Genomic DNA, 23,506 nt, shown 5'->3' on the forward strand with positions numbered 1-23,506 from the left:
GGCTCCTGAGTTGGGAACTGTTCGGCACCCTCCCCTGCTGTGACATCCTGTTGAGACGGACACGAACGGACACGTCCGACACCGATGGACAGGGGGCGGCATGGCCACGACCGGAACGCTCGGCGCCGAGGAACGACGGACCCGCCTGACGGCGATCCTCGAACGCGACGGCAGCATCCGCCTCGACGACGCGGCTGCCGAGCTCGACGTGTCCTCGATGACCGTCCGACGCGACCTCGCCGACCTCGAGCAGCTCGGCCTGGTGCGGCGCGTCCGGGGCGGGGCGATCCCGACCCTGCGACCGAGGACCTTCACCGAGCGGTCCGCGACGGGCGTCCGCGAGAAGGGTGCCATCGTCGAGAAGCTCCGGTCGCTCATCCCGACGGACGGCGCGATCGCGATCGACGCCTCGAGCACGGCCGGTGGCATCAGTCGGCTGCTCAGCGAGTCGACCCTCACGGTGGCGACCAACTCCTATCCGAACTTCCTCCTCGCCGGCGCGAACCGCGAGGTCACCGCGATCCTCGTCGGTGGCCAGGCCGAGTCGCGCACCGACAGCTTCATCGGCCCCATCGCCTGCCAGGCGGCGTCATCGGTGCTCTACCGGCGCTTCTTCCTGTCGGCCGCCGCCATCGACCCGACCGTCGGCAGCTCGGAGGTCACCCTCGAGGAGGCGCAGGTCAAGCAGGCGTTCGCCCGCGCGTCAGACGAGACGATCCTCGTCGCCGCGTCCTCGAAGCTGGGGCAGCGCGCGATGGCGGTCGGCTTCGCCCTCGCGGACGTCGACCTCCTCGTCACGGAACTCGACCCCGCCGATCCCACGCTCGACGCCTACCGCGACGCCGTCGAACTCCTGTAGCCCCTCGACAGGCTCGGGGGCGGGGTCGCGTGCCCTTGGTCCCTAACTCAGGAAGCCAGCGGCGTGCCGCACGCAACACGCCGCCGCCGGGCGCAGACACGCCGGAGCGCTCCTGAGTTAGGGACACCGCACTCGATCGCGTCTTGTGGGTTCTGTCGCTTCGTGTAACACTTAACACGATTGAACACCGGGCACGGACGTGCCCCGACGAAGGAGTGCGAATGTCCGTGAACCCCACCGCTGCTGAGCTCATCGCCCGCAGCAACCGCCTCGGGAGCGACCCGAAGAACACCAACTACGCCGGCGGCAACACCTCGGCCAAGGGCACCGAGATCGACCCAGTCACGGGCGAGCCGGTCGAGCTCCTCTGGGTCAAGGGCTCCGGCGGCGACCTCGGCACGCTGAAGCCCGAGGGCCTCGCGGTCCTCCGCCTCGACCGCATGCGCGCCCTGCAGGACGTCTACCCCGGCCTCGACCGCGAGGACGAGATGGTCGCCGCCTTCGACTACACCCTGCACGGCAAGGGTGGCGCGGCCCCGTCGATCGACACCGCCATGCACGGCCTCGTCGACGCGGCCCACGTCGACCACCTGCACCCCGACTCCGGCATCGCCATCGCGACCGCCGCCGACGGCCCCGAACTCACTGCGAAGATCTTCGGCGACAAGGTCGTGTGGGTCCCGTGGCGTCGCCCCGGCTTCCAGCTCGGCCTCGACATCGCCGCCATCAAGGCCGACAACCCGCAAGCGATCGGCACCATCCTCGGCGGGCACGGCATCACCGCCTGGGGCGACACCTCCGAGGAGGCCGAGGCGAACTCCCTCTGGATCATCGACACCGCGGCCACCTACATCGAGGCGAACTCCCGCCCCGAGCCATTCGGTCCGGCGCTCGACGGCTACGCACCCCTCCCCGAGGCCGAGCGTCGCGCGAAGGCAGCAGCCCTCGCCCCGACCATCCGCGGGCTCGCCTCCGCCGACCGCCCCGTCGTCGGCCACTTCACCGACAGCCCCGAGGTCCTCGACTTCCTCGCCTCGGCGGAGCACCCGCGCCTCACCGCGCTGGGCACGAGCTGCCCCGACCACTTCCTCCGCACCAAGGTGAAGCCGCTCACGGTCGACCTGCCCGCCACGGCGAGCGCCGAGGACGTCATCGAGCGCCTCGGCACCCTGCACGAGGCGTACCGCGAGGACTACCAGGCCTACTACGACCGCCACGCCACGGCCGACAGCCCGGCGATCCGCGGCGCCGACCCGCTCATCGTCCTCGTCCCCGGCGTCGGCATGTTCAGCTTCGGCAAGGACAAGCAGACCGCCCGCGTCGCCGGCGAGTTCTACGTCAACGCCATCAACGTCATGCGCGGGGCCGAGGGGCTCTCCACGTACGCGCCGATCGACGAGGCGGAGAAGTTCGCGATCGAGTACTGGGCACTCGAGGAGGCGAAGCTGCAGCGTCAGCCTGCGCCGAAGCCACTCGCGACCCGCATCGCGCTCGTCACCGGTGCCGCATCCGGGATCGGCAAGGCCATCGCCACGCGTCTCGTCGCAGAGGGCGCGGTCGTCGCGATCGCCGACCTCTCGCTGGAGAAGGCACAGGCGGCGGCGTCCGAGCTCGGCACCACGGATGTCGCGATCGGCATCGCCGCCGACGTCTCGAACGAGGCCGCCGTCCAGGCCGCGATCGACGAGACGGTCCTCGCCTTCGGCGGGCTCGACCTCGTCGTCAACAACGCGGGCCTTTCGCTGTCGAAGTCGCTCCTCGAGACCACCGAGGCCGACTGGGACCTCCAGCACAACGTCATGGCGAAGGGCTCGTTCCTCGTCTCGAAGGCCGCCGCACGTGTGCTCATCGACCAGAAGCTCGGCGGCGACATCGTCTACATCTCGTCGAAGAACTCCGTGTTCGCGGGCCCGAACAACATCGCCTACTCCGCGACGAAGGCCGACCAGGCCCACCAGGTCCGCCTCCTCGCTGCGGAGCTCGGCGAGTACGGTGTGAAGGTGAACGGCATCAACCCCGACGGCGTGGTCCGCGGCTCCGGCATCTTCGCCTCGGGCTGGGGTGCGAACCGCGCGAAGACGTACGGCATCGACGAGCAGGACCTCGGCAAGTTCTACGCACAGCGCACCATCCTCAAGCGCGAGGTCGTCCCCGAGAACGTCGCGAACGCGGTCTTCGCGATCTGCACGAGCGACTTCAGCCACACGACCGGACTGCACATCCCCGTCGACGCGGGCGTGGCCGCGGCCTTCCTGCGATGAGCGCGGCAGGCCGGAGCGGCACCGTCGCAGCGGTCGACCTCGGGGCCACGAGCGGGCGGGTCATGCTCGGCCACGTCGGCCCCGGCGAGCTGCGCCTCGTACCGGTCGCACGGTTCCCGAACACGCCCGTCCGCACGCCGGACGGCCTGCACTGGAACATCCTGGAGTTGTACCGCTCGATCATCGCCGGGCTGTCGGGCGCAGCGAAGCAGGAGCCGCACCTCGCGAGCATCGGCATCGACTCGTGGGCGGTCGACTACGGCCTCCTCCGGCAGGGGCGCCTCCTCGGCGCACCGTTCCACTACCGCGACGAACGGACGGCGGCAGGTGTCGAGGCGGTCCACGCAACGGTGCCCTTCGCCGACCTCTACCGCGTGAACGGCCTGCAGTTCCTGCCGTTCAACACCGTCTACCAGCTCGCGACCGAGCGCGACGCCGGCATGCTCGACGTCGCCGACACCGCGCTCCTGGTGCCCGACCTCATCGCGCACTGGCTGACCGGCGCCCGTGTCGCCGAGGCCACCAACGCGTCGACCACCGGCCTCGTCCGCGCCGGCGAACCGACCAGGTGGGACGCCGGACTCCTCACCCGACTCGGCATCCCGGCGGCCGTCCTCCCGCCCATCGTCCAGCCGGGCGATCGCATCGGGACGCTCCTCGAAGCGGTCGCCGCCGAGGTCGGCCTGTCCGCGTCCACGCCTGTCACCGCCATCGGTTCGCACGACACGGCCTCAGCGGTCGCCGCCGTCCCGATGACGACCCCGGATGCCGCCTACATCTCGTGCGGCACCTGGGGGCTCGTCGGGGTCGAGCTCGAACGACCGGTCCTCACCGAGGAGAGTCGAGCGGCGAACTTCACGAACGAGGGCGGCGTCGACGGACGCACCCGCTTCCTGCACAACGTGATGGGACTCTGGCTCCTGAGCGAGTCGGTGCGCACCTGGGAGCGCGGCGGCGAGACGATCGACCTGCCCGGGCTCATCGCCCAGGCCGCCGCGGTCGACGTACCCGTCTCGGTGTTCGATGCGAACGACCCCCGGTTCCTCGCCCCCGGTGACCTGCCGGCGCGCATCGCCGAGTTCCTCATCGAGCACGGGCGGGCGGTGCCGCAGTCCCGTGCCGAGTTCGTCCGGTGCATCATCGAGAGCCTGGCGCAGGCGTTCGCGGATGCGGTCCACACGGCCTCCGAGCTGTCCGGGGTCCAGGTGCGCGCGATCCACGTCGTCGGCGGCGGATCCCAGAACACGCTCCTGTGCCAGTTGACGTCCGACCGCGCGGGGATCCCCGTCGTCGCCGGCCCGGTCGAGGCGACGGCGCTGGGGAACGTCCTGGTGCAGGCCAGGGCGGTGGGGATCATCGACGGCGACCTCGAGACAATGCGCGCCCTCGTCGCCCGTTCCTTCGAGCCGACCCGCTACGAGCCGCGCAAGCCTGCCGGCTCCACGACCGTCAGCCGGTAGCGTCGCAGCATGACCGCTTCTCCACTCATCGTCAGCCTGCCCGCCGACCTGCGCGAGGAGGTGCTGTCGCAGGGCCCCCTCCCCGAGGGCGTCGAGTTCGTCGAGTGGGATCTGCGCACCGAACCGCCGGTCGAGCACATCGACCTCGTCGTGCCCGTGTACCTCGGCTCGAACAAGCCGCTCGCGAACGTCGCCGCGGTGACGCCGGAGCTCGTCCAGGTGCAGTCGATCGGCTACGACGGCCTCGCGGACCTCCTCCCGGCCGGCATCACCCTCGCCAACGCGGCGACCGTGCACGAGGCTTCGACGGCGGAGCTCACAGTGGGGCTCATCCTCGCCTCGCAGCGGGGCATCCCGGACTTCGTGCGCGCCGAGCGGACTGGCGAGTGGCTGCAGAGCCAGCGCCCGAGCCTCGCCGACCGCCGCGTGCTCCTCATCGGGTACGGCGGGGTCGGTGCGGCCATCGAGGAGCGGCTCCTCCCGTTCGAGGTCGAGCTCACCCGGGTGGCGTCGAGCGCGCGGGAGGACGAGCGGGGGCCGATCCACGGCATCGACGAACTGCCCGGACTCCTGCCACACGCGGAGATCGTCATCGTCGTCGTGCCGCTCACCGACGGCACCCGCGGCTTGATCGGAGACGACTTCCTGGCGGCATTGCCTGACGACGCCCTCGTCGTGAACGTCGCCCGTGGTCCCGTCGCCGACACCGACGCCCTCGTGGAGCACGCGACGAGTGGTCGCATCCGCCTCGCACTCGACGTGACCGACCCTGAACCACTGCCAGCCGATCACCCGCTCTGGTCCCTGCCGAACGTGCTCGTCTCCCCGCACATCGGGGGCGCGACGAGCGCGATGCTGCCGCGGATGGCGCGTCTCCTGCGTCGACAGATCGAACACCTGTTGGCCGACGAGGAGCCGGAGAACATCGTCCTCCGCACCTGAGACGGGCGTCGAGGTCCGTCGATTTCCCTTCGCAGAAAAATCTGCGGAGAGGGCTCGCGTTGAATCGGTTCAAGAGGTAGGGTTTGTGGTCTGACCACACCGTAGTGTCGAAGGAGGATCGATGAACGCACCAGCGACGACCGCGCCGACAGTGCCCCCGGCGACGCAGCCCGCCACCGCAGCGACGGAGCCCCGCGCCTGGGAGGTCGTGCTCGCCCGCATCGAGTCGGACCTCCTCAGCGGTGTCCTCACCCCCGGCGACCGCCTGCCCGGCGAACGACAGCTCGCGATCGACCTCGGCGTCGGTCGGTCCAGTGTCCGCGAGGCGATCCGCGTCTTGGAGGTCCTCGGACTCATCCGCACCCACACGGGATCCGGCCCCACCGCCGGCGCGATCATCGTCGCCACACCGTCGGGTGGCATGGCCACCCTCATGCGGCTCCAGGTCGCGGCGCAGGGCTTCGCCGTCCAGGACGTGGTCGACACCAGGCTCGTGATCGAGACCGCGGTCGTCCACAGTCTCGCGTCGCGTGCCGAAGCGGCCGTCCCGGATCTCGCGCACCCCGAGTCCCTGCTCGACGCGATGGACCAGCCCACCCTCACGGAGGCCGAGTTCCTCGCTCTCGACGCGCAGTTCCACCTGTCGCTCGCTGAGGCGGAGGGCAATCAGGTCCTCGTCGCCACGATGTCAGGCCTCCGCGACTCCATCGAGCGGTACGTCCTGGCCGGTGTCCCACAATTGGCGTCGTGGTCAGCCACCGCCGACCGCCTGCGCGCGGAGCACCGGGGCATCGTGGAGGCGATCCGCCACGCCGACGCCGAGCTGGCCCGCCAGTCCGTCCGCTCCCACATCACCAACTACTACCAGGCTCGCGAACTGTCAGAAGACGACAGTCCGCACCCCTCGACACCCACCTCAAGCGACAGTTCGCGGAAAGAAGAGACAGACCATGGTTGAACGTCGGATCCCCAAGCCCCACGACCTGCTCCCCCTCATGCAGTTCAAGAAGCCGGAGTTCAACGCTCGCCGGCGACGCCTGGCGGCCGCCACCACCATCAGCGACCTGCGCACGATCGCGAAGAAGGTCACGCCGACGGCGCCCTTCGACTACACCGACGGCGCCGCCGAGGGCGAGATCTCGCTGGCGCGGGCACGGCAGGCGTTTCAGGACATCGAGTTCCACCCGTCCGTCCTGAAGAATGTCGCGAACGTCGACACCGGCTGGGACGTCCTCGGCGAGCGCGTCGCGTTCCCCTTCGGCATCGCTCCCACCGGCTTCACCCGCATGATGCAGACCGAGGGCGAGCGCGCTGGAGCCTCCGCCGCAGCGGCCGCGGGCATCCCCTTCACCCTGTCGACCATGGGCACGACCTCGATCGAGGATGTCAAGGCGGCCGCGCCCGGTGGCCGCAACTGGTTCCAGCTCTACATGTGGAGTGAGCGCGAGCGGTCGATGGCGCTCGTCGACCGCGCGGCCGCGGCCGGCTACGACACCCTCGTGGTGACGGTCGACACCCCCGTCGGCGGCGCCCGCCTGCGCGACGTCCGCAACGGCATGACGATCCCGCCGTCGCTCACCCCGAAGACCATCGTCGACGCGCTCCCCCGCCCGGCGTGGTGGATCAACTTCCTCACCACGGAGCCGTTGGCCTTCGCGAGCCTCGACCGCTGGTCGGGAACCGTCGCGGCGCTCATCGACACGATGTTCGACCCGACCGTCGGTCCGGACGAGGTCAAGTACATCCGCGAGCAGTGGAAGGGCAAGCTCATCGTCAAGGGCGTCCAGTCGGTCGCCGACGCGAAGCTCGCCGTCGACCTCGGTGCGGACGCCGTCCAGCTCTCCAACCACGGCGGCCGCCAGCTCGACCGCGCGCCGATCCCGTTCCACCTCCTACCGAGCGTCGTGCGCGAGGTGGGTAAGGACGCCGAGGTGCACCTCGACACCGGCATCATGAACGGCGCCGACATCGTGGCGTCCGTCGCGCTGGGTGCGCGCTTCACCTTCATCGGCCGCGCGTACCTGTACGGACTCATGGCCGGTGGGCGCGAGGGTGTCGACCGCGCGATCCAGATCCTCTCGGGCGAGATCGTGCGCACGATGAAGCTCCTGGGTGTCGCGTCGCTCGAGGAACTCCAGCCGCACCACGTGACCCAGCTGTCGCGGTTCACGACGCTACAGCCGCTGCCGGAACAGTCGTCGCTCAGCGCACGTCGCCCGTCGACTGCGAAGCCCGCGGCGTCACCGGCTCGGAAGGCTCCTGCCCGGAAGCCTGCGGCCGCGAAGGGCTAGCCGCCTGGTCGGTCGATCGGCCCCGGTTGCCGAGCGTGTCGAAGGATCTCCGTCGACACGCTCAGTGACCGGGGCTTTCGTCGCGCTCGCAACCGTGGTCACTGTTCCGACCGGCCCACCTGCTGCGGGGCCCTGTGTGTGATATGACGGCGGGGCCGTCCCCCGCTTTCGCGTGAGACGGCCCCGCCGTCGTTGTCTTTCGGACCGACTGGCCCTGCCCGGCTTCCGGGCAGGGCCATCGTCTCAGTCCGTCACGTCTGCAGCGACCTCTTCACGCTGCCGACGGCGCACCATGAGGCCGAGGCCCAGTGCGATCCCGAGCAGAGCCAGTGCCGCTGCGCCTCCGAGGAACGCGCCCTCGGCTCCGGTCTTCGCGAGTGAGCCGTCTGACGACCCGCCCGGAACGACCGGCTCGGGCGTGTTCGGGTCGGGCGTCACCGGCACGACGATGCCGACGTACCAGGACTCGGCGGATGCGGAGACGAGCGACCGAGGCTGGGCGCCCCCGTCGATCGGCGCGGAGCCGTCCTCCGCGGTGACCGTGACGACCCGGTGGTGCGCACCCAGCTCGGCGAGCTCATCGAGTTCGACCGTGGTGGATTCGCCGGGTGCGAGGGCACCCTCGATCGGCGCGGTCGTCGCGTTCTCCTGACCATCATCCAGAACGATGTCCGTGAGCGTGCGCGGACCGGTGTTCGTCACGACGTACGTCCACGTGACGCCCTCAGCGGCCAGGATCTCCGGCCCAGGTGCCTCATCGACGACTTCGCCGTTCAGCAGCACCTCGATGCTGACCTCGCCGACGGTGGGCAGCAGCACTTCGGCCACGTCCGCGTCGGTGACGCGCGATCCGTCTGCGGCGTGTGCCCCTGATGCTGACACGTCTTGCGAGACGGAGCCCGCGTCGATGTCCGCCTGCGTGATCGTCGTGTCGAACGTGCTGACCTCGATGGCCCGGGGAGCCAGTGACTCCCAGGTGCCGATCGTCTGCTCGTCGTCGTGGATCTCGACGTTCCGCAGCGTCGGCAGGCCGGCGTTCTCGACCGTGACGGTCCAGTCCACCATCGCACCGACCGCGACCTCGTCACGGACACTACCCACGATCGACACCTTCACCGCAGCACCCGTGACCAGATCGATCGTGACCGAGTCACCGGCCTCGACCGTGACACCGGCGAGGTCGACACCGGACGCGATCGCGTCCGTGGTCAAGGAACCACGATCGATGTCAGCCTGCGTGAGCGTGTAGGCGACTGTCGCAACAGCGGACTCACCGGGCTGCAGCGTCCCGGGCTCACCCGGCCACACCACCTCCGGCTCACCGATGCCCGCGAACCGGTCGCGGACCTGCACCTCCGTCAGCGCCGTGCCGGTACTCGTGTTCGTGGCCGTGAGCTCGAACTCGACGACCGAACCGACCACCAGATCACCGTCAGGCAGGATCGCCCGCTCATCGAGCGTGATCGCGGACGCGATCACACCCTGGTACCAGCTGACATCATCAGCACGCACCGGACCAACCGGCCGATCACCAGCCTCCACACCGGAGACCTCAGCCCGCACCGTCTGCTGGTCGAACACCGCATCAGACGACACCGTGAACTCCCGGCTCTCGCCCGGAGCAAGCGACTCGATGACCGCCAGCTCAGACCCGAACGAATCCGAGACAGCCAGATCCGCAAGCGTCCGGAGACCCGTGTTGGTCACCACATACGTCCACTCGATCGACTCACCCACCGTCACCTCAGGACCAGGAGCCGCCGAGACATCCTGCCCATCAACCAACACCTCGATCGACACAGCGCCAGCAACATCGAGCAGAACCTCAGCCGCATCACGATCCGTCACCGACGAACCATCAGCAGCATGGAACCCCTCGACATCCACCGAACGGACAACCAGACCAGCATCGATGTCCGCCTGCGTCAACGCCGACTCGAACGTGCTGACCTCGATCACACCAGGAGCCAACGACTCCCACGCACCGACCGACAGCCCATCCACACTCGCCTCGACGTTCCGCAGCGTCGGCAGGCCGGCGTTCTCGACCGTGACGGTCCAGTCCACCATCGCACCGACCGCGGCCTCGTCACGGACACTACCCACGATCGACACCTTCACCGCAGCACCCGTGACCAGATCCACCGTGACGTTGTCGTCGTCACTCGACGCACTTCCGAGCACGTCCGTCCCGACGACGGTCGCGTGGTTCGACAGCTCACCGCGGTCGATGTCAGCCTGCGTCAGCGTGTAATCGGCGGTCGCCCGCACGGTCGCTCCCTCAGCCAACTCACCGGGCTCTGCCGGCCACTCGAAGGTGAGGTCGCCGAGGCCCTGCAGGTCGTCGACCAGCGCTACCTCGGTGAGGACACCCTGACCGCTGTTCGTAGCGGTGAAGGAGTACTCGATGACCGAGCCGACCTCGAGATCGCCCGCTGGCAGCTGCGCACTCTTGTCGAGCTCGATGGCCGAGTCGACCGTCTGGTATCCGAACACGATGTCGTCGCGCTGGCCGTCGATCGGGACCGTGAACGGACCGGCGACGTCATCGCGACGATCCTGCCACCCTGCGGTCTGCAGGTGCGACGGGGGAAGCGTCGCGGGGTCGACGACCACCTCGTACTCCTGGGTGGAGACGAGTCCGTCGAGCGAGAACGAGCCGTCCGGCCCGGTCTCCGCCTGCTGCACGGACGAACCACCGAGCGGTCTGATGTCGACCCGCACATCAGGCAGGCCGGGCTCGCCGTCCTGCTGCACTCCGTCGCCGTTCCGGTCGTCGAAGACGATGCCACCGACGGTCGAGCTGACGACCGCGGAGGTCTGGTTCGGTGTCCGGAGACGGACCGAGTTCGATCCGAAGTAGGCGTCGGCGCTGTTCTGATAAACGTCGCCTGCAGCCTGCCCCTCGACGGAGAGGTCGAGACGGAGACCGCCGGCAGCAGCCGACTTGAACGAGTCGTACACGACCCGAACCGCGGTGGCCGATGACAGGTCGGTGTCCTCGGTGAGGTCGATCCACTCGACCTCGTCGCCGGGAGCTTCTCCGATGAGGCGCGGGTCTTCAGTCGTGACCTGGACGATGGCCGGGTCGGTTCCCAGCAGGCGGAGACCGTCGAGCACGGCGGTTCCCGAGAAGCTGGATCCGCGGTCGTCGCCGTTGAACGGCAGGACGTCGAGGAACACCACGTTGCCGTCGTAGTTGCTCTTCGTGAAGTTGTACCAGTAGGTCGTGAAGTCGATGGCCTGGTCGGTGGATTCGATCCGCGGCTTGCCCGCGGCGCCACTCAGGGAGAGTGTGTCCACTTGGAGGACGTTGACCCGGGCTGACGCCGACACCGCTTTGTCGCCGATGCCGGTCACGGTGCTGAGCGTGCTCAGCGTGCCGTTCGTGCCGCCGGTCCAGCCGTTCGGCTTGACCGGGCGCTGGAACGAGACGGTCCCGCCGAGGAGGGCCGGCTTCAGCGACACGTAGGACGAGTCGAGCTGGATCGGCACCGTGCTCTCGAGCGTGATGATGGCGGGAGCCACGTCGTCCTTGGTGCCGGGAAGCCCGTCAGGGCCATGATCGGCGTCGCGGATGCTTACCACGCGCCAGGCCGGATCGAGGCGGGAGAGGTCGAACGCCGTGATCGCTGAATCCACCTGGAGCTCGGTGCGGACCCCTTCGAAGACGATCGGTTCGGCATCGAGTCGGGCCCCCGCCGGACGGGCGACGGACGTGTGCGCCGTGTGGTCGATCGTGTTGCCGCCGACGACCGTCAGAGCGCTCTTCGACAGGCCGGCGTTCAGCGTGTAGAGCTCGACACAGGTGCTCGATCGCTGCCGACGCTCGCCGGTCTCATCCGCCCTCCACACGTGGTTGATCGTGATGCAGGACCCGACCGGTGCACGGGCCTCCAATGGGACGCGGGCGTAGAGCTTGAAATCCGCGATGCGTCCGAGGGTGTTCTTCTGCCAACTCTCCCCGAGGTACTGCACGCGCACCCCGGTGATCGAGGTGGCACCGCCGGCCTCCTGCGGGGTGTCGACCCAGAGGTTGCTCTCGGGGTTCTGCTGGTCGGTGCCGTTGGTGTACTGCACCGAGAACTGGTCGGCGGGCTGCTGCCTGATCGTCCCGTCGCGGAGGACACCGAACGCCACCGCGTCGGTGTCGAGCACGAACTGCGCCTCCGCCGGATTCCAGAACTGGTGGGTGACCAGGTTCGTCAGCCCCTGGCTCCTGGTCTGTCCGGCTTCCGACCTGGTCGCCGGGGTGACGACGCCCTCGGAGTACAGTTCAGCCGTCGGCGACACCAGGGTGTTACTGACGTTCGTCCACCGCCCCGAGTTGAGCGCGGGATAGGTCGGCGTCCCGACGATGTAGCGAGCGGCGGCGATACCCGCGGTCGGCGCAACGATGGTCCAGTTCCCGTCTTCGTCGTCCCGCAGGTTCTGGGTCAGTTGAGCGGAGGCCTGTCCGCCGATGGCGCCGATGATGGTCGAGCCACCGTTGGTGGTCCAGTCGGGGCCGGTCAGCGTGTAGGGGATGACGATGGCGTCGGCGGCCTTCTCGGGCACGTCGCCCTTCGGGTACCAGAGGTTCGGTCGGATGGACACCCGCGTCGTCGCCGTATCGCTGATCGGCAGGGAGGTGATACGCAGGGTGATCTCGTTGCCCGAGACCGAGACGATCTGGGCGTGGTCGCTCTCGAGCGAGACGCCGCCGGCGGTCGGGCCTTCATACGCGAGGGTGACGTCGATGGGCAGGTCGATCTCCATCGGACGACGCTGCCCGACCGTGAGGAGCGACGCCAGCTGCACGCCGATGGACAGCGGGATGGCTTCCTCGGGACCACTGCCGAAGTCGTACTGGCCGAGGGCCAGCGACTGGCCGCTGGTCGGCGTCAGATCGGCTCGGTACTCTCCGATGGTCGTGAGCGATCCGCCCGCGGCGTCTCTGCTGCCTGTGACGTCCTCGTACGTGACCACCGCGTCGTAGACCGAGCCGGGTGCCCCGGAGTACCCCGTCATCATGGCCGTGAGGCCGTCGATCGTCACGAGTGAACCCGAAGGGATCGACATCGTCGCGCGAACCGTGCGTCCGTCGTCTTCGAGGACGTAGCGAGAGGTGAACATCGGCGACGAGTTGTTCAGCTTGATGAGCGACGATTCGTCCCAGATCCAACCTTCGGGGAGGGTCTGCGAGGCGATGCCGTCGGTGAGCCCGTCGCTGCCGACAGACCAGGCGAACACGGCTGACGAACCGGTCGCGATGATGCCGTTGTCGGCCGCGGGGTCGAGCGTGCCGGCGATGCCGTCGTCGGTGATGGAGAGTTTGAACTCGGTGAACGAGCCGACGGCCTGAGTCCCGGTCGTTGCTGCTGCGGGTGCCGCCAGAACACCGCCGAGCGCCGTGGTGATGGCCAAGGTACCGGCCAGGATCCGGAGGCGGGAGCGCCAACGTGAGGGTTTCATGGGGATTCCTTCGAGGGGAGGGCGGCGGCCGGAAGGCCACACGGGTGAGGAGGTCTGAGGGAGCCGGTTCATTTGGCCGGGGCCAGGGTGTTGCCGGGGAACGGGTCGGCGGCGAGGTCGGGGCCGTCGAGCCAGGTGATGTCGTTCCGGGTGCCGCTGACGTCGATCCGCTCGACGAAGTCGACGTCGATCCTGTTGTCGTCGCCGACGACAACGAGTGACGTCGCCGAGTCCGCATCCACCGTGACGGCGTGGGCAGTGATGGTCACCGCCCCGCAATCGCCGATGAGCCGGAGGTTCGCGCCGTCGGAGCTGATGTTGACGTCGCGTCCGGTGCACTGGGTGACGGCGGGCTCGGTCACCCGTTCGATCGGCGCTGCGGTACAGGCGGTGAGCGCGACGGCGAGCACGAGGACGCTCGTCGCGATGGATGCACGGTTCATGAGGACTCTCCGGTCGGATTCCGAATTTCTGATTCTACACGTGGAATACTAAGCTAAACCTGACTGATATACAACAGGTGTATTCGAGCGCCCAGACGACGCCGTGAACGACGGAACGCGCGGCCCGTCATGGGCCGCGCGTTCCGTCTCCGCTGAGCGTCAGCGTGTCACCGGGTCAGCGGTCTCCTCGGACGCGTCGCGGCGCGCGGGTGACGACCGTCGCCATCGAGCCGAGTCCCAGCGCGAACAGGACGGCGGCAAGCGCGAGCGGTCCGGCATCGACTCCCGTTCGCGCCAGCGCGCCGCCGGCGGACGGCGGGTCGGACGGCGTCGAGGGCGGGACGACCGTCACCGGTGCCGGTGTGACCGTCCAGACGAAGCCGGAGGTCGCGACCAGTGCACCGGCGGCCGCCGAGACGGTCACGGTGAAGCGGCCGACGGTCGTCGGGGTACCACTCATCACACCCGTCGATGCGTCCAGACCGACGCCGTCCGGCAGCCCCGCAGCGGAATAGGTGACGGGCGAGCCGTCCGAGGTCGTCGCCTCCGCCGTCACCGAGACGCCGTCCCCGACCGCGTCACTCCGATCTCCGAGCGGTTCGAGCGTGATCGTCGGTGCCGGCGGATCGACGGTCAGTGTGGCCGCTGCGGTCGGGGTCGACCCGGCGGAATTCGCGAACACCGCGCGATACCGATCACCGGACTGGGCCAGCGATGCCGCCGTGACGGTGAGCGACGACTCGGCCTCGCCTGCGAGGGCGGTCCACGTTGCACCACCGTCTGTGCTCACCTGCCAGACCACGGTCGTCGCTTCGATGCTCGACGCCTGGGCTTCGAAGGTGGCGTCCTCACCCACCATGACTCGCTGATCGACCGGATCGGACACGATGGTGGGCGCGGTGGCCACCGGTTCGATGACCGTCAGATCGTTGCTCCTGATGCTGGTCACGAAGGTCCGATGCCGGGTCGGGTCGGTCGCGATCTGGAACGCCCCGACAGCAGGCACGTCCTGCATTCGAGCGCCGGTGGCGGGATCGACGACCACGACCGTGCCGCCGCTCAGCTGCGGAGAGGTGACGAACGCCGACTCCAGTGCGCGGTCGGCCGCGGTGAAGTACGTGTTCGTGACGTCGATGGTGCCGGAGACTGCGCCCGTCGCCGTGTCGTGGATGCTCGCGGCCGGACCGAGCTGCGCGGTCACGAAGGCGCTGGACTCGTCCGAGGAGAGGAGGACGCTCTGCGGGACGCGGTTCGTCGTCCAGGTCGTGCGCAGGGTTCCGTCGGCGGTGTCGAACAGGAGCACCTGCTGCCTGCTCGAAGCGACGGCGTAAGCCGTGCCTCCCGCGGCGTCGAGGGTGATCCCCTGCGTCCCGTTCACGGCCGGCCAGGTCGTGGCGGGGACCGGCGCCGCCGGATCCGAAGCGTCGAGCACGGAGATGTAGTCGGAAGCGGAGTTCACCACGTAGATCTGCCCCGTCGTCGGATTGACGGTGACTCCCGTCGGCGAGTTCCCGACGGGAATGCTCGCCACCACCGAGGCTGCGACGGGATCGATGACGGCGAGGGATCCCTGTGTGAGGTTGCCGGTGTACTGCGAGACGTAGACGTAGCCGCTCTCCTCGTCGACAGCGATGTTCGACGGCGCATCGGGGACGGGTATCGTCGACACCCTCCGCAGGGTGTCGGCGTCGTACACCCAGACCACGTCGGACGTCCGGCCGGACACGTATACGCGACCGCGGACCGGATCGACCGCGACCCCGTAGGGCCGAGCGTCGAGCGACAGGACGCGTGTCGCCCGATACGCCGGTGCAGCCGCGGACGCAGCTTGCGGTGCGCCGATCACCACCATCATCACCGCGACCGCGACCGCGAACGCGAACGCCGCGGCGACGCCCTTCCGAACCTTCGACGAACGCCCCACCATTGCTCCAGCCACCGCCCCCAACCGAGATCGTCGGGGAGTTCGAACGGAACCGGCCGATGCCGCACGCCGGGATCCGGCCTGCGACGACTGCCCGACAGTTGTTGGCGAGAATAGCGATCTCGGGACCCGATCGACAGCCCTTCGCGGAAATCGACCAACAACGGCTTCGCGAGCCGCATCCGCACGCTCGCGCCGGCGCGCCGTTCTCCCCGGGTTGTCCCCGATGTCCTCCGCCGCTCCTTCGGGAACGATGGAACCGTCCCGACGGTCGCAGCACCTGCGCCGTCGGGCCGGTGTTCGACGATCTGGAGGCGACGGTGGCACAGCTCCTCGTGATCGGTGGGAGCGGCCGCACCGGGCGACTCATCATCGGCGAGGCTCTTCGCCGCGGCCACTCGGTCACAGCCCTCGTCCGCGACCCCGCAGCCGTCGTCCCCGGCGACCGACTGACGGTCGTCCAGGGTTCTCCTCTGCGGAGTGAGGACGTCGAGGAGGCCATGCGTGGCGCGCAGGCCGTGATCATCGCCCTCAGTAACATCGGCTCGTCCGACTGGCCGTGGGCGCGCCAGGTGAGCCCTCCCGACCTCATCTCGAACGCCGTGCGGGTCGTGACGGATGCGATGCGCTCGCGTGGCCTGCGTCGAATCGTCCTCCTCTCCGCGCTCGGCGCCGGCGAGTCGGTCCGGAGCGTCCCCGCCGGCCTGCGGTGGGCGACGCACTTCCTCCGACTCGGCACCGTCTACGCCGATCACGAGCAGGCGGACGCGTTCCTCCGCCGCTCGGAACTCGACTGGACCATCGTGCACCCGACCGTGCTCTCGGCCAGCGACGCGCGACGCCCGGTCGTGTCCTCACCACCGGGGAGCTGGCCGAGCTCGCTTCGCATCCCTCGCTGCGACGTCGCCGCGTTCCTCGTGGACGCGGTCGACGACGAGGACCTCATCGGGTCGGCCCCGGTCATCTCCTCGGGTCCGCGCCGCAGCTGACGGCGCGCCCGCGGGTGGGCGAGTGCGCGCGACCTGGCACAGCTGTGGACAACGTCGGCGACGCTCGATCGCCTTGTGATATATCTGTTGACATCATGTCCGAATTCTCCATCGATTGCGACGCCGTCGACCATTTCGCGAAGACCCTCTCGTTGAGTGCGCTCGCCATCACCGCCCCGTCTCTGGCCGACACGTCGGACTGCGCGTCGAGCCTGGTGAGTGCCGAGGTCGAGGAGTTGGCGGGCTGGTTCACCGCCCGCTGCGCACAGGTGTGCGAGGGCCTGCAGGACGCGGCTTTCGGCGCATCCGCGGCGTCAGCGGAGAAGCGCCGCGCGGATTACGAGGCGACGACGCAGTTCAGCAACCGCCACGCCGCCTTCCGGATCTGACGGCGACGATCGATGACTGATTGGACCTGGGAAGAGCCCGGAGAGGGCGAGCTGGACGGGCTCGCGCAGGTGGCTGCCGCGTTCCGCCAGCACGCCGGTGACGCCTGGGAACTCCTGGTGACGGTCTCCGGTGTCCGCTCCACGAGGCAGACCGTCTGGACCGGCGAGGCCGCCGTCGCGTGGGATGCGGCCGTCACCCCGACCACCGCCGAACTCACCGAGCTGTCGACCTGCGCAGCCCCGATGGCCGATGCGATCGACGGTTACGTCGCGGCGGTGCTGGACATCCAGTACTCCCAGCAGCTGTACCTGAACCTGCGGACGACCGCCCGGGCACGTGCCGCCGAACTCGGTCTCCGGTGCAGGCCGACCATGGATGGCAGGGCCGCGATCGTGGAGGCCGTCGACCCCACGCGCGTGCAGACCAAGGCCGAGTTGGCGGAGATGGACGAGATCCAGGGCACCATCAACACAGCGTTGCGGGGCCTCCACGAGCTTGCCGAGGATCGTCGAGCGGCGGAGGCCACCTGCGTCGCGAGTCTGGATGCGGCACTGCCGGGTGGCTGGGGCGCTGAGCGTGCTGCGTTCGGCGCCGTGGGCATCACCGACTTCGGGAAGATGACGGCGGCGAACGCGGCGAAGGCGATGGAACGGTTCGTGCGGGACGCCCTCGCGGAAGGCGGCGCGTTGACCGCCGAAGACCTCGCGAACCTCAGCCTGCTGCTCACGAAGTACGCCGCACAGCCGGAGGTGCTCTCCTCGTTCATCGACCGCCTCGGTGGCGACGGGCTCGTCGACCTCATCGACGCGGTCGGGGCTGCTGACTGCCCGGGCTCGCTGCCGCTCGCGCGGCAACTCCGTGACGCCCTGCGCACAGCGTCGAGCGATTGGGAACCGTGGCAGGCTCGATCGTTCGCGGACGCGATGTTCGAGGACTCGTTCCCGGGCAATGGACGGCCGCTCTCGATCTCGTTCCTGTTCGACGGTCCGCCGTACCCCGGGCGGGAGCTGAGCCTCGCGGCGTCCGCGCAGGTCGATGCGTGGGAGCGGGAGAACGGGGAACCGTTCCTGGAAGACCCGGCGACCGAGCAGTCCTGGGCCGGGCGGACATCGCCCGGCGGGCTCCTCCTCATCGAGGCCGACCACGCCGACGACCCGGAGGGGCTCGCCGCTGCCCACGATGCGGCGGGTCGTATCCTCGAGGCCCTCGGCGCGTACCCCGAGCACGCGAGCCGGTTCCTCACTGAGGACAGGCTCGGCCCCGGCCGCATCGAGTACTGGTTCCATCAACGAGACTGGTCCGTCTACGACGGGTTCGAGGGGCCGTCGGCGCTCCTCGCCGGCACGCAGCAGGTGCCCGGCGGGCCCGGGCAGCCGAGTGTGCCGCCAGACGACACGGCGCTCACGGGAGCCGCGGAACTCATGACGCAGCTCATGAACGCGCTCGGCGAGAACTCCTCGCTCGACTCCGGGGCGGTCAACAGCAACGCCTCGCTCTCCCTCGCCGAGGCGGTCGCACTCAACTTCGCGGCGATCTGGGATTCGCCGAATGACGAGGAGGTTCAACAGCTGTTGGGCTCAGGGAGCAGCACGGAACGAGCGTTGGCGTTCTCAGCTAAAAGCGTGCCGTGCCCCTTGATCACCCTCGACGCCCTCCAGACCGTCCTCGGCGCAGCCGGTTCACGCGGAACCGGCGCCTCGGCGCTCAGCGGAACGATGGAGGCGTACCGGGCGGCGCTCGTCCAAGCCGCGGCGAACAGCGGCGAGTCCGTCGACCAGCAGATCACCGGTGTCGCCGGCCGGCTCGCCGAGGCCCAGGCGATGATCGATGGCAGCATCAACGCCGCCGCGATCGCCGAGGCTGCAGGAAGCGATGAGGCGACACGCACGTCGATCAACCAGGTCCTGACCGCGATCGCCGTCGCGGCATCGCCCTGGACCTTCGGCACCTCCATCCCCGCGGTGGCCACCACCACGGCGGTCGTCACGGGCCTCGCCCAGGCTGCCGAGGCCGGTGCAGGCGCGCTCCTCGCGACCGATGCCGCGAGTGCCGCGGCGGCCATGCACGACGACCAGCAGGCGCAGTACCTCGCGGCCATGCGCCTCATCGGGGAGACGGCCGCCACCCTGCTCGGACTCGACAGCCCCCGTCCGGCCCAGGGCGACACCTCGGACGAGGCCTATCAGGAAGCGGTATCGGCATGGTTCGCGAGCATCAACGATCAAGCGGTGAACAACCCGGACCCGGCGCAGCGCATGTCCGACAGCTCCGACCTCGACGACATCCTGGAGGACTACGTCACCGAGCGCTGGGGAGCCGGCGGATGACCGGCACCAGCAACACGCCCCGCCTCCGCGCTCCCTCGCGCACCGCCCGCGCCGTGACGCTCGTCCTCGCGGGGCTCGGCCTCACCGGCGCACTGACGGGCTGCACCGACACGCAGCCGACCGTCATACCGACCCCTGAAATCGTCTGGCAAGACGGCATCACGCCCACGTCGCCACTCGAAGCCGAGCACCTCGTCAACGTCGCCCGCGAAGCCGACATCGGCAAAGCGATGGCCTCCAACTCAGGCGACTTCACCATCGCCCAACTCACTGACAACTGGGACCACGACTACGTCGAACACATTTCGCGCAGCTACGCCGGCCAGGGCAAGCATCCAATCGTCTACCCGGGTCCTGAACCGTGGACACCGACGCGGATCATCGAGGAGGATACAGCGCACGCCGTCGTCGAAGTCTGTGCGATCACTCCTGGATACGGCCGGGTCAAGGGAACCGTCAACCCAGGCGGACAGTACAACCGTGGACGAGCATCTCTCCTCCGGCTCGAACTCGTACGCGTCGATGGTCAGTGGAAACGCACGATCGACGGCGAATACAGTGGCGGGGACTTCGGCCCCTGCGACGGGTCGAGCATCCCCGTCGGCTACTTCCGCCCTGCTCCAGAACTCCCCGACACACCCGTCGATGCACCCCTACCCACCCCCACCGACGACGAACCCGTTCATCGCTGAACCGATCGGGACCGATGCGCAACCTCGCGCCGCATGACCACGATGGGCTGGTCGCGGGCCTCGAGATGAACCGCGGCTGCTTTCGATGACGACGCCAGGTCTGCAGGCGTCCCACCAGGAGGCGGCGATCCCGTGATCAGGAAGGAGCGGGGCTCAGCGCTCGACGACGGACCCGGACGCGGTGGCTGCTGCCGGGTGACGCCCGATGATGCGGTCCGTCAGTTCGCAGACGCCCCACCAGGTGACGCGGAGCATCGCTTCGACGACGATACCGCTCGTCATCTTGGAGGCCCCGAGCGTCCGCTCGGTGAAGGTGATCGGTACTTCGACGATCCGCAGACCGGCGCGGTTCGCGTGCCAGAGCATGTCGACCTGGAAGCCGTAGCCGTGGCTGTGGACCTCGTCGAGCTGCAGCCGGCGCAGTGCGTCAGCGCTGAACACCCGGTAGCCACCGGTCACGTCGCGGGCGGGGAGCCGGAGCGCGAACCGGGCGTAGGCACTGCCGACCCGTGAGATGGCCTCGCGATGCTTGGGCCAGTTGACGACGGTGCCGCCCGGGACCCATCGCGACCCGAGGACGACGTCCGCCTCCGCGGTGGCCGCGAGGAGGGCCGGCAACTGCTCGGGGGCATGGGATCCGTCGGCGTCCATCTCGACCACGTTGCCGAATCCGCGCCCGAGCGCCCAGGCGAAGCCGGCCTTGTAGGCGGCGCCGAGCCCTTCCTTGCCGGTGCGATGCAGCACGTGCACCGCGTCGTCCTCCGCGGCGAGGCGATCGGCGATCGCTCCGGTGCCATCGGGTGAGTTGTCGTCGACCACCAGCACCTCGACGGATGGTGCGGCGCCACGGACGCGCGCGACGATCCTCTCCAGGTTCTCGCGTTCGTTGTAGGTGGGAATGATGACCACCGTGGAATCCATGTGCCGTCCTCGTGTCTGCTCAGCCAGCGTAGCGCGCTGAACAGGACCGTATCGGCGGCCTCCGACCGGACGGCGGGACGCTCAGGAAACGGTCGGCGAACGTCCGGCTGGGGGTCAGTTGTTGCTGGCGAAGTGCGCCGGGATGAAGATGGCGAGCGCGATCATGAGGATGCCACCCATGAACCAGACGGCCTGCAGGACGTCCGTGCGGAACGCCTCGCCGAACGCCCACATGCCGCCGGCGAACAGGGCGAAGGCGATCACGACCCAGAACCCCGTCGCATCGCTCAGGGTGCCGGAGCGCCCTGCGTCGGCGCGTTCGTGGTCACGTCGTTCTCCGGCGTCCATGGGTGCCCTTCCTCAGGTTCAAGCGGTCAGTGCAGGTATACGCCGCCCCACCGGCACCCGCAACCCCTCGACACCGGCCCCGGCCCCTGAGACCGCACCGCTCCGGTCCGGTCCCTGAGAGGACACCCGACCCCTGAACCACGACCCGGCCCCTGAACCACGACCCGGTCCCTGAACCACCACCCGCTCCCTGAGCTTGTCGAAGGGTTACCCGCGCAGCTCGAGCGTGCAGCATTTCACGCCGCCACCGCCGAGGAGCAGCTCGGACAGGTCGACGCCGATCGGCGTGTAGCCGCGCTCGCGCAGTTGACGCTCGAACCCGACAGCCCGGGCGGCGATGACGACCTCGCGGCCGTTCGAGATCGAGTTGAGGCCCAGGACGGCTGCGTCCTCGGTGCTCACGTGGATCGCGTCGGGGTAGCGCTGCTCGAGGGTGCGGTTGCTCGCCTCGTCGAACGCGGTCGGCAGGTAGGCGATGTTCGCGGGCGAGCCGTCGGCAGGGGCCACCGGGTCGAGCACGGCGATCGCGGTGTCGAGGTGGTAGAAGCTCGGGTTCACGAGGTTGAGGGTCACGACCTCGCGGTCGAAGATCCGACGGACCTCGTCGTGGCTGCGGGGATCGGTTCGGAAGCCGGTCCCGGCGAGGATGGTGTCGCCGACGAGCATGATGTCGCCCTCGCCCTCGTTCACGAATTCGGGGCGCTCGACGCGGAAGCCGTTCGCCTCGAACCAGTCCATGTAGGCCGGACCCTCGGGGATGCGCTCCTCGTAGGTGAACTTCGCCCCGTAAGCGATGCCGTCGAGTGTGAAGCCGCCGTTCGCCGCGAACACCATGTCCGGCAGTCCGTCGAGCGGGTCGATGAGGTCGATCCGGTGACCGAGATCGAGGTAGGCCTGGTGCAGCTGCTCCCACTGCGACACCGCGAGCGAGGTGTCGGTCGGGTCGTCCGGGTTCATCCACGGGTTGATCCGGTAGCTGACGGTGAAGCGGTCCGGCCGGCACATGAGGTACCGGCGACGGTTCGCGACTCGGGTGCCGGTCGCGGCGTCCTGCGTGGTGGGGGTGGGGTGGTTGAGCGTCGACGACACGTCGGCCTCCAAACGAGCGAGGGTCGGCGGACGAGGTCCAGGGGCCCGAGGGCACGCCACGTTCATCATGGCATGCGATTCGCAGCGTTTTCACGGAGTTTGGCGCAGGAATGCTGCGAAGTGGCAGCTTTTGGCGCAATGATTGCGCTTACACTGAGTCCCATGGACAACCTCGACCGCGGCATCATCGACCTGCTCCGACAGAACTCACGCGCCGGCTACGGCGACATCGGCACGGTCGTGGGCTTGTCGGCCTCAGCGGTGAAGCGACGCGTCGACCGCCTCGTCGCCGACGGGGTCATCCAGTCGTTCACGATCCAGGTCGACCCCACGGTCGACGGCATGCAGACAGAAGCCTACGTCGAACTCTTCTGCCGCGGCACCGTGTCCCCGAACGAGCTGTTGCGGATCCTGTCGGGCGTCCCGGAGGTCGTCGACGCCGGAACCGTCACCGGGAGCGCCGACGCCATCGTGCACATGCGGGCCAGGAACATCCCTGCCCTCGAGGACGCCCTGGAGAAGGTGCGGATCGCCCCCAACGTCGACCACACCCGCAGCGCGATCGTCCTCACCCGTCTCATCCACCGCCACATCGACTGACCCCTCCCCTGCCCGCGAACTGTCACCAACGCACAGTGCGGCTCGTCCGAAGTCGCCATTCGTGACCGTTCGCGGGCAGGATGGGCGGATGGAGTGGACGATTCAGGCGGGGACCAGTGTGTTCGAGCAGCTGCGGACGCAGGTGGTCGAGGCCGTCCGCGACGGACGGCTGGCGACCGGGACGAAGCTCCCGACGGTGCGCGGGCTGGCCGACGAGCTGGGGATCGCACCGAACACCGTCGCGAAGGCGTACCGGCTCCTCGAGACCGACGGGGTCATCGAGACCCGGGGACGCGCGGGGACGTTCGTGTCAGCGCACGGCGACGCGATCGACCGGCAGGCGCAGCTGGCAGCGGCGGCGTACGCGGACCGCATCCGGGACCTCGGCGTGCCCGCGGACGATGCCCTCGCGCTTGTGGAAGCTGCGCTCCGCGGCTGACGGCCGCGCCCTTCGACAAGCTCAGGGACCGGGAAGGGGACTCAGGGACCGGGAAGGGGACTCAGGGACCGGGAAGG

At 69.1% G+C, this 23,506-nt stretch carries 18 protein-coding genes; 12 read left to right on the forward strand and 6 right to left on the reverse strand.

What is annotated here, in order from left to right; all coding sequences use genetic code 11:
* Nucleotides 1–100: 100 nt before the first annotated feature.
* The 6 genes from B9Y95_RS19195 (at nucleotide 101) to B9Y95_RS19220 (ending at nucleotide 7,813) form a co-directional block, all read left to right on the forward strand.
* Nucleotides 101–859 (forward strand): DeoR/GlpR family DNA-binding transcription regulator, encoded by a 759-nt coding sequence (locus tag B9Y95_RS19195; RefSeq protein WP_085514263.1) that lies wholly within the window; start codon nucleotides 101–103, stop codon nucleotides 857–859.
* A gap of 221 nt (nucleotides 860–1,080) precedes the next feature.
* Entirely contained in the window at nucleotides 1,081–3,120 is a 2,040-nt protein-coding gene (locus B9Y95_RS19200) for a bifunctional rhamnulose-1-phosphate aldolase/short-chain dehydrogenase (protein ID WP_085514264.1), read from the forward strand.
* Nucleotides 3,117–4,580, forward strand: coding sequence for a rhamnulokinase (locus B9Y95_RS19205; protein WP_085514265.1), 1,464 nt, complete (start codon nucleotides 3,117–3,119; stop codon nucleotides 4,578–4,580). The genes B9Y95_RS19200 and B9Y95_RS19205 overlap by 4 nt, the downstream gene beginning before the upstream one ends.
* Nucleotides 4,581–4,589: 9 nt before the next feature.
* On the forward strand, nucleotides 4,590–5,522 hold the full coding sequence (locus B9Y95_RS19210) for a 2-hydroxyacid dehydrogenase (RefSeq protein WP_085514266.1): 933 nt from the start codon (nucleotides 4,590–4,592) through the stop codon (nucleotides 5,520–5,522).
* 121 nt (nucleotides 5,523–5,643) lie between these two features.
* Nucleotides 5,644–6,480 (forward strand): FadR/GntR family transcriptional regulator, encoded by an 837-nt coding sequence (locus B9Y95_RS19215; RefSeq protein WP_085514267.1) that lies wholly within the window; start codon nucleotides 5,644–5,646, stop codon nucleotides 6,478–6,480.
* Nucleotides 6,473–7,813, forward strand: coding sequence for an alpha-hydroxy acid oxidase (locus tag B9Y95_RS19220; RefSeq protein ID WP_085514268.1), 1,341 nt, complete (start codon nucleotides 6,473–6,475; stop codon nucleotides 7,811–7,813). Before B9Y95_RS19215 ends, B9Y95_RS19220 begins: the two co-directional genes overlap by 8 nt.
* Nucleotides 7,814–8,056: 243 nt before the next feature.
* Here the strand turns inward: B9Y95_RS19220 and B9Y95_RS19225 are convergent, their stop codons facing one another.
* The 3 genes from B9Y95_RS19225 to B9Y95_RS19235 all read right to left on the reverse strand — a co-directional run bounded on the left by B9Y95_RS19225 (nucleotide 8,057) and on the right by B9Y95_RS19235 (nucleotide 15,649).
* Complete coding sequence (locus B9Y95_RS19225; RefSeq protein ID WP_159453468.1) at nucleotides 8,057–13,267, reverse strand: DUF7507 domain-containing protein; 5,211 nt, start codon at nucleotides 13,265–13,267, stop codon at nucleotides 8,057–8,059.
* Between the two features lie 68 nt (nucleotides 13,268–13,335).
* Nucleotides 13,336–13,710 (reverse strand): DUF3060 domain-containing protein, encoded by a 375-nt coding sequence (locus tag B9Y95_RS19230; protein ID WP_085514270.1) that lies wholly within the window; start codon nucleotides 13,708–13,710, stop codon nucleotides 13,336–13,338.
* A 175-nt stretch (nucleotides 13,711–13,885) separates the two neighbouring features.
* A complete protein-coding gene (locus B9Y95_RS19235) occupies nucleotides 13,886–15,649 on the reverse strand; it encodes a putative Ig domain-containing protein (protein ID WP_143736596.1) in 1,764 nt (587 codons plus the stop codon).
* Nucleotides 15,650–15,954: 305 nt separating this feature from the next.
* Between B9Y95_RS19235 and B9Y95_RS19240 the strand changes: the two genes are divergently transcribed.
* From B9Y95_RS19240 to B9Y95_RS19255, 4 genes are all read left to right on the forward strand, one after another.
* On the forward strand, nucleotides 15,955–16,623 hold the full coding sequence (locus B9Y95_RS19240) for an NAD(P)-dependent oxidoreductase (protein WP_159453469.1): 669 nt from the start codon (nucleotides 15,955–15,957) through the stop codon (nucleotides 16,621–16,623).
* Between the two features lie 95 nt (nucleotides 16,624–16,718).
* Complete coding sequence (locus B9Y95_RS19245) at nucleotides 16,719–17,012, forward strand: hypothetical protein (RefSeq protein WP_085514273.1); 294 nt, start codon at nucleotides 16,719–16,721, stop codon at nucleotides 17,010–17,012.
* 12 nt (nucleotides 17,013–17,024) lie between these two features.
* Nucleotides 17,025–19,340 carry a hypothetical protein gene (locus B9Y95_RS19250; RefSeq protein WP_085514274.1) on the forward strand — a complete coding sequence of 772 codons (2,316 nt, stop codon included), beginning with the start codon at nucleotides 17,025–17,027 and terminating at the stop codon, nucleotides 19,338–19,340.
* Entirely contained in the window at nucleotides 19,337–20,032 is a 696-nt protein-coding gene (locus B9Y95_RS19255; protein ID WP_085514275.1) for a hypothetical protein, read from the forward strand. The genes B9Y95_RS19250 and B9Y95_RS19255 overlap by 4 nt, the downstream gene beginning before the upstream one ends.
* A gap of 153 nt (nucleotides 20,033–20,185) precedes the next feature.
* Here the strand turns inward: B9Y95_RS19255 and B9Y95_RS19260 are convergent, their stop codons facing one another.
* The 3 genes from B9Y95_RS19260 to ddaH all read right to left on the reverse strand — a co-directional run bounded on the left by B9Y95_RS19260 (nucleotide 20,186) and on the right by ddaH (nucleotide 22,390).
* Nucleotides 20,186–20,953 carry a polyprenol monophosphomannose synthase gene (locus B9Y95_RS19260; RefSeq protein WP_085514276.1) on the reverse strand — a complete coding sequence of 256 codons (768 nt, stop codon included), beginning with the start codon at nucleotides 20,951–20,953 and terminating at the stop codon, nucleotides 20,186–20,188.
* 114 nt (nucleotides 20,954–21,067) lie between these two features.
* Entirely contained in the window at nucleotides 21,068–21,301 is a 234-nt protein-coding gene (locus tag B9Y95_RS19265) for a hypothetical protein (protein ID WP_064294883.1), read from the reverse strand.
* Nucleotides 21,302–21,508: 207 nt separating this feature from the next.
* Nucleotides 21,509–22,390: a dimethylargininase gene (ddaH, locus tag B9Y95_RS19270; RefSeq protein WP_342353397.1), complete on the reverse strand. Its 882-nt coding sequence runs from the start codon at nucleotides 22,388–22,390 to the stop codon at nucleotides 21,509–21,511.
* A gap of 162 nt (nucleotides 22,391–22,552) precedes the next feature.
* Between ddaH and B9Y95_RS19275 the strand changes: the two genes are divergently transcribed.
* Both B9Y95_RS19275 and B9Y95_RS19280 read left to right on the forward strand, forming a co-directional pair.
* A complete protein-coding gene (locus B9Y95_RS19275) occupies nucleotides 22,553–22,990 on the forward strand; it encodes an Lrp/AsnC family transcriptional regulator (protein WP_079706386.1) in 438 nt (145 codons plus the stop codon).
* Nucleotides 22,991–23,078: 88 nt separating this feature from the next.
* Nucleotides 23,079–23,429: a GntR family transcriptional regulator gene (locus B9Y95_RS19280; protein WP_085514277.1), complete on the forward strand. Its 351-nt coding sequence runs from the start codon at nucleotides 23,079–23,081 to the stop codon at nucleotides 23,427–23,429.
* Nucleotides 23,430–23,506 lie beyond the last annotated feature (77 nt).

The organism is Plantibacter flavus (assembly GCF_900177615.1).
Lineage (GTDB): Bacteria > Actinomycetota > Actinomycetes > Actinomycetales > Microbacteriaceae > Plantibacter > Plantibacter flavus.

Bases quoted from the DNA above. Each gene is read 5' to 3' on its own strand.
- B9Y95_RS19195 (WP_085514263.1), top strand. From the start codon at position 101: ATGGCCACGACCGGAACGCTCGGCGCCGAGGAACGACGGACCCGCCTG.
- B9Y95_RS19200 (WP_085514264.1), top strand. From the start codon at position 1,081: ATGTCCGTGAACCCCACCGCTGCTGAGCTCATCGCCCGCAGCAACCGC.
- B9Y95_RS19205 (WP_085514265.1), top strand. From the start codon at position 3,117: ATGAGCGCGGCAGGCCGGAGCGGCACCGTCGCAGCGGTCGACCTCGGG.
- B9Y95_RS19210 (WP_085514266.1), top strand. From the start codon at position 4,590: ATGACCGCTTCTCCACTCATCGTCAGCCTGCCCGCCGACCTGCGCGAG.
- B9Y95_RS19215 (WP_085514267.1), top strand. From the start codon at position 5,644: ATGAACGCACCAGCGACGACCGCGCCGACAGTGCCCCCGGCGACGCAG.
- B9Y95_RS19220 (WP_085514268.1), top strand. From the start codon at position 6,473: ATGGTTGAACGTCGGATCCCCAAGCCCCACGACCTGCTCCCCCTCATG.
- B9Y95_RS19225 (WP_159453468.1), bottom strand. From the start codon at position 13,267: ATGAAACCCTCACGTTGGCGCTCCCGCCTCCGGATCCTGGCCGGTACC.
- B9Y95_RS19230 (WP_085514270.1), bottom strand. From the start codon at position 13,710: ATGAACCGTGCATCCATCGCGACGAGCGTCCTCGTGCTCGCCGTCGCG.
- B9Y95_RS19245 (WP_085514273.1), top strand. From the start codon at position 16,719: ATGTCCGAATTCTCCATCGATTGCGACGCCGTCGACCATTTCGCGAAG.
- B9Y95_RS19250 (WP_085514274.1), top strand. From the start codon at position 17,025: ATGACTGATTGGACCTGGGAAGAGCCCGGAGAGGGCGAGCTGGACGGG.
- B9Y95_RS19255 (WP_085514275.1), top strand. From the start codon at position 19,337: ATGACCGGCACCAGCAACACGCCCCGCCTCCGCGCTCCCTCGCGCACC.
- B9Y95_RS19260 (WP_085514276.1), bottom strand. From the start codon at position 20,953: ATGGATTCCACGGTGGTCATCATTCCCACCTACAACGAACGCGAGAAC.
- B9Y95_RS19265 (WP_064294883.1), bottom strand. From the start codon at position 21,301: ATGGACGCCGGAGAACGACGTGACCACGAACGCGCCGACGCAGGGCGC.
- B9Y95_RS19275 (WP_079706386.1), top strand. From the start codon at position 22,553: ATGGACAACCTCGACCGCGGCATCATCGACCTGCTCCGACAGAACTCA.
- B9Y95_RS19280 (WP_085514277.1), top strand. From the start codon at position 23,079: ATGGAGTGGACGATTCAGGCGGGGACCAGTGTGTTCGAGCAGCTGCGG.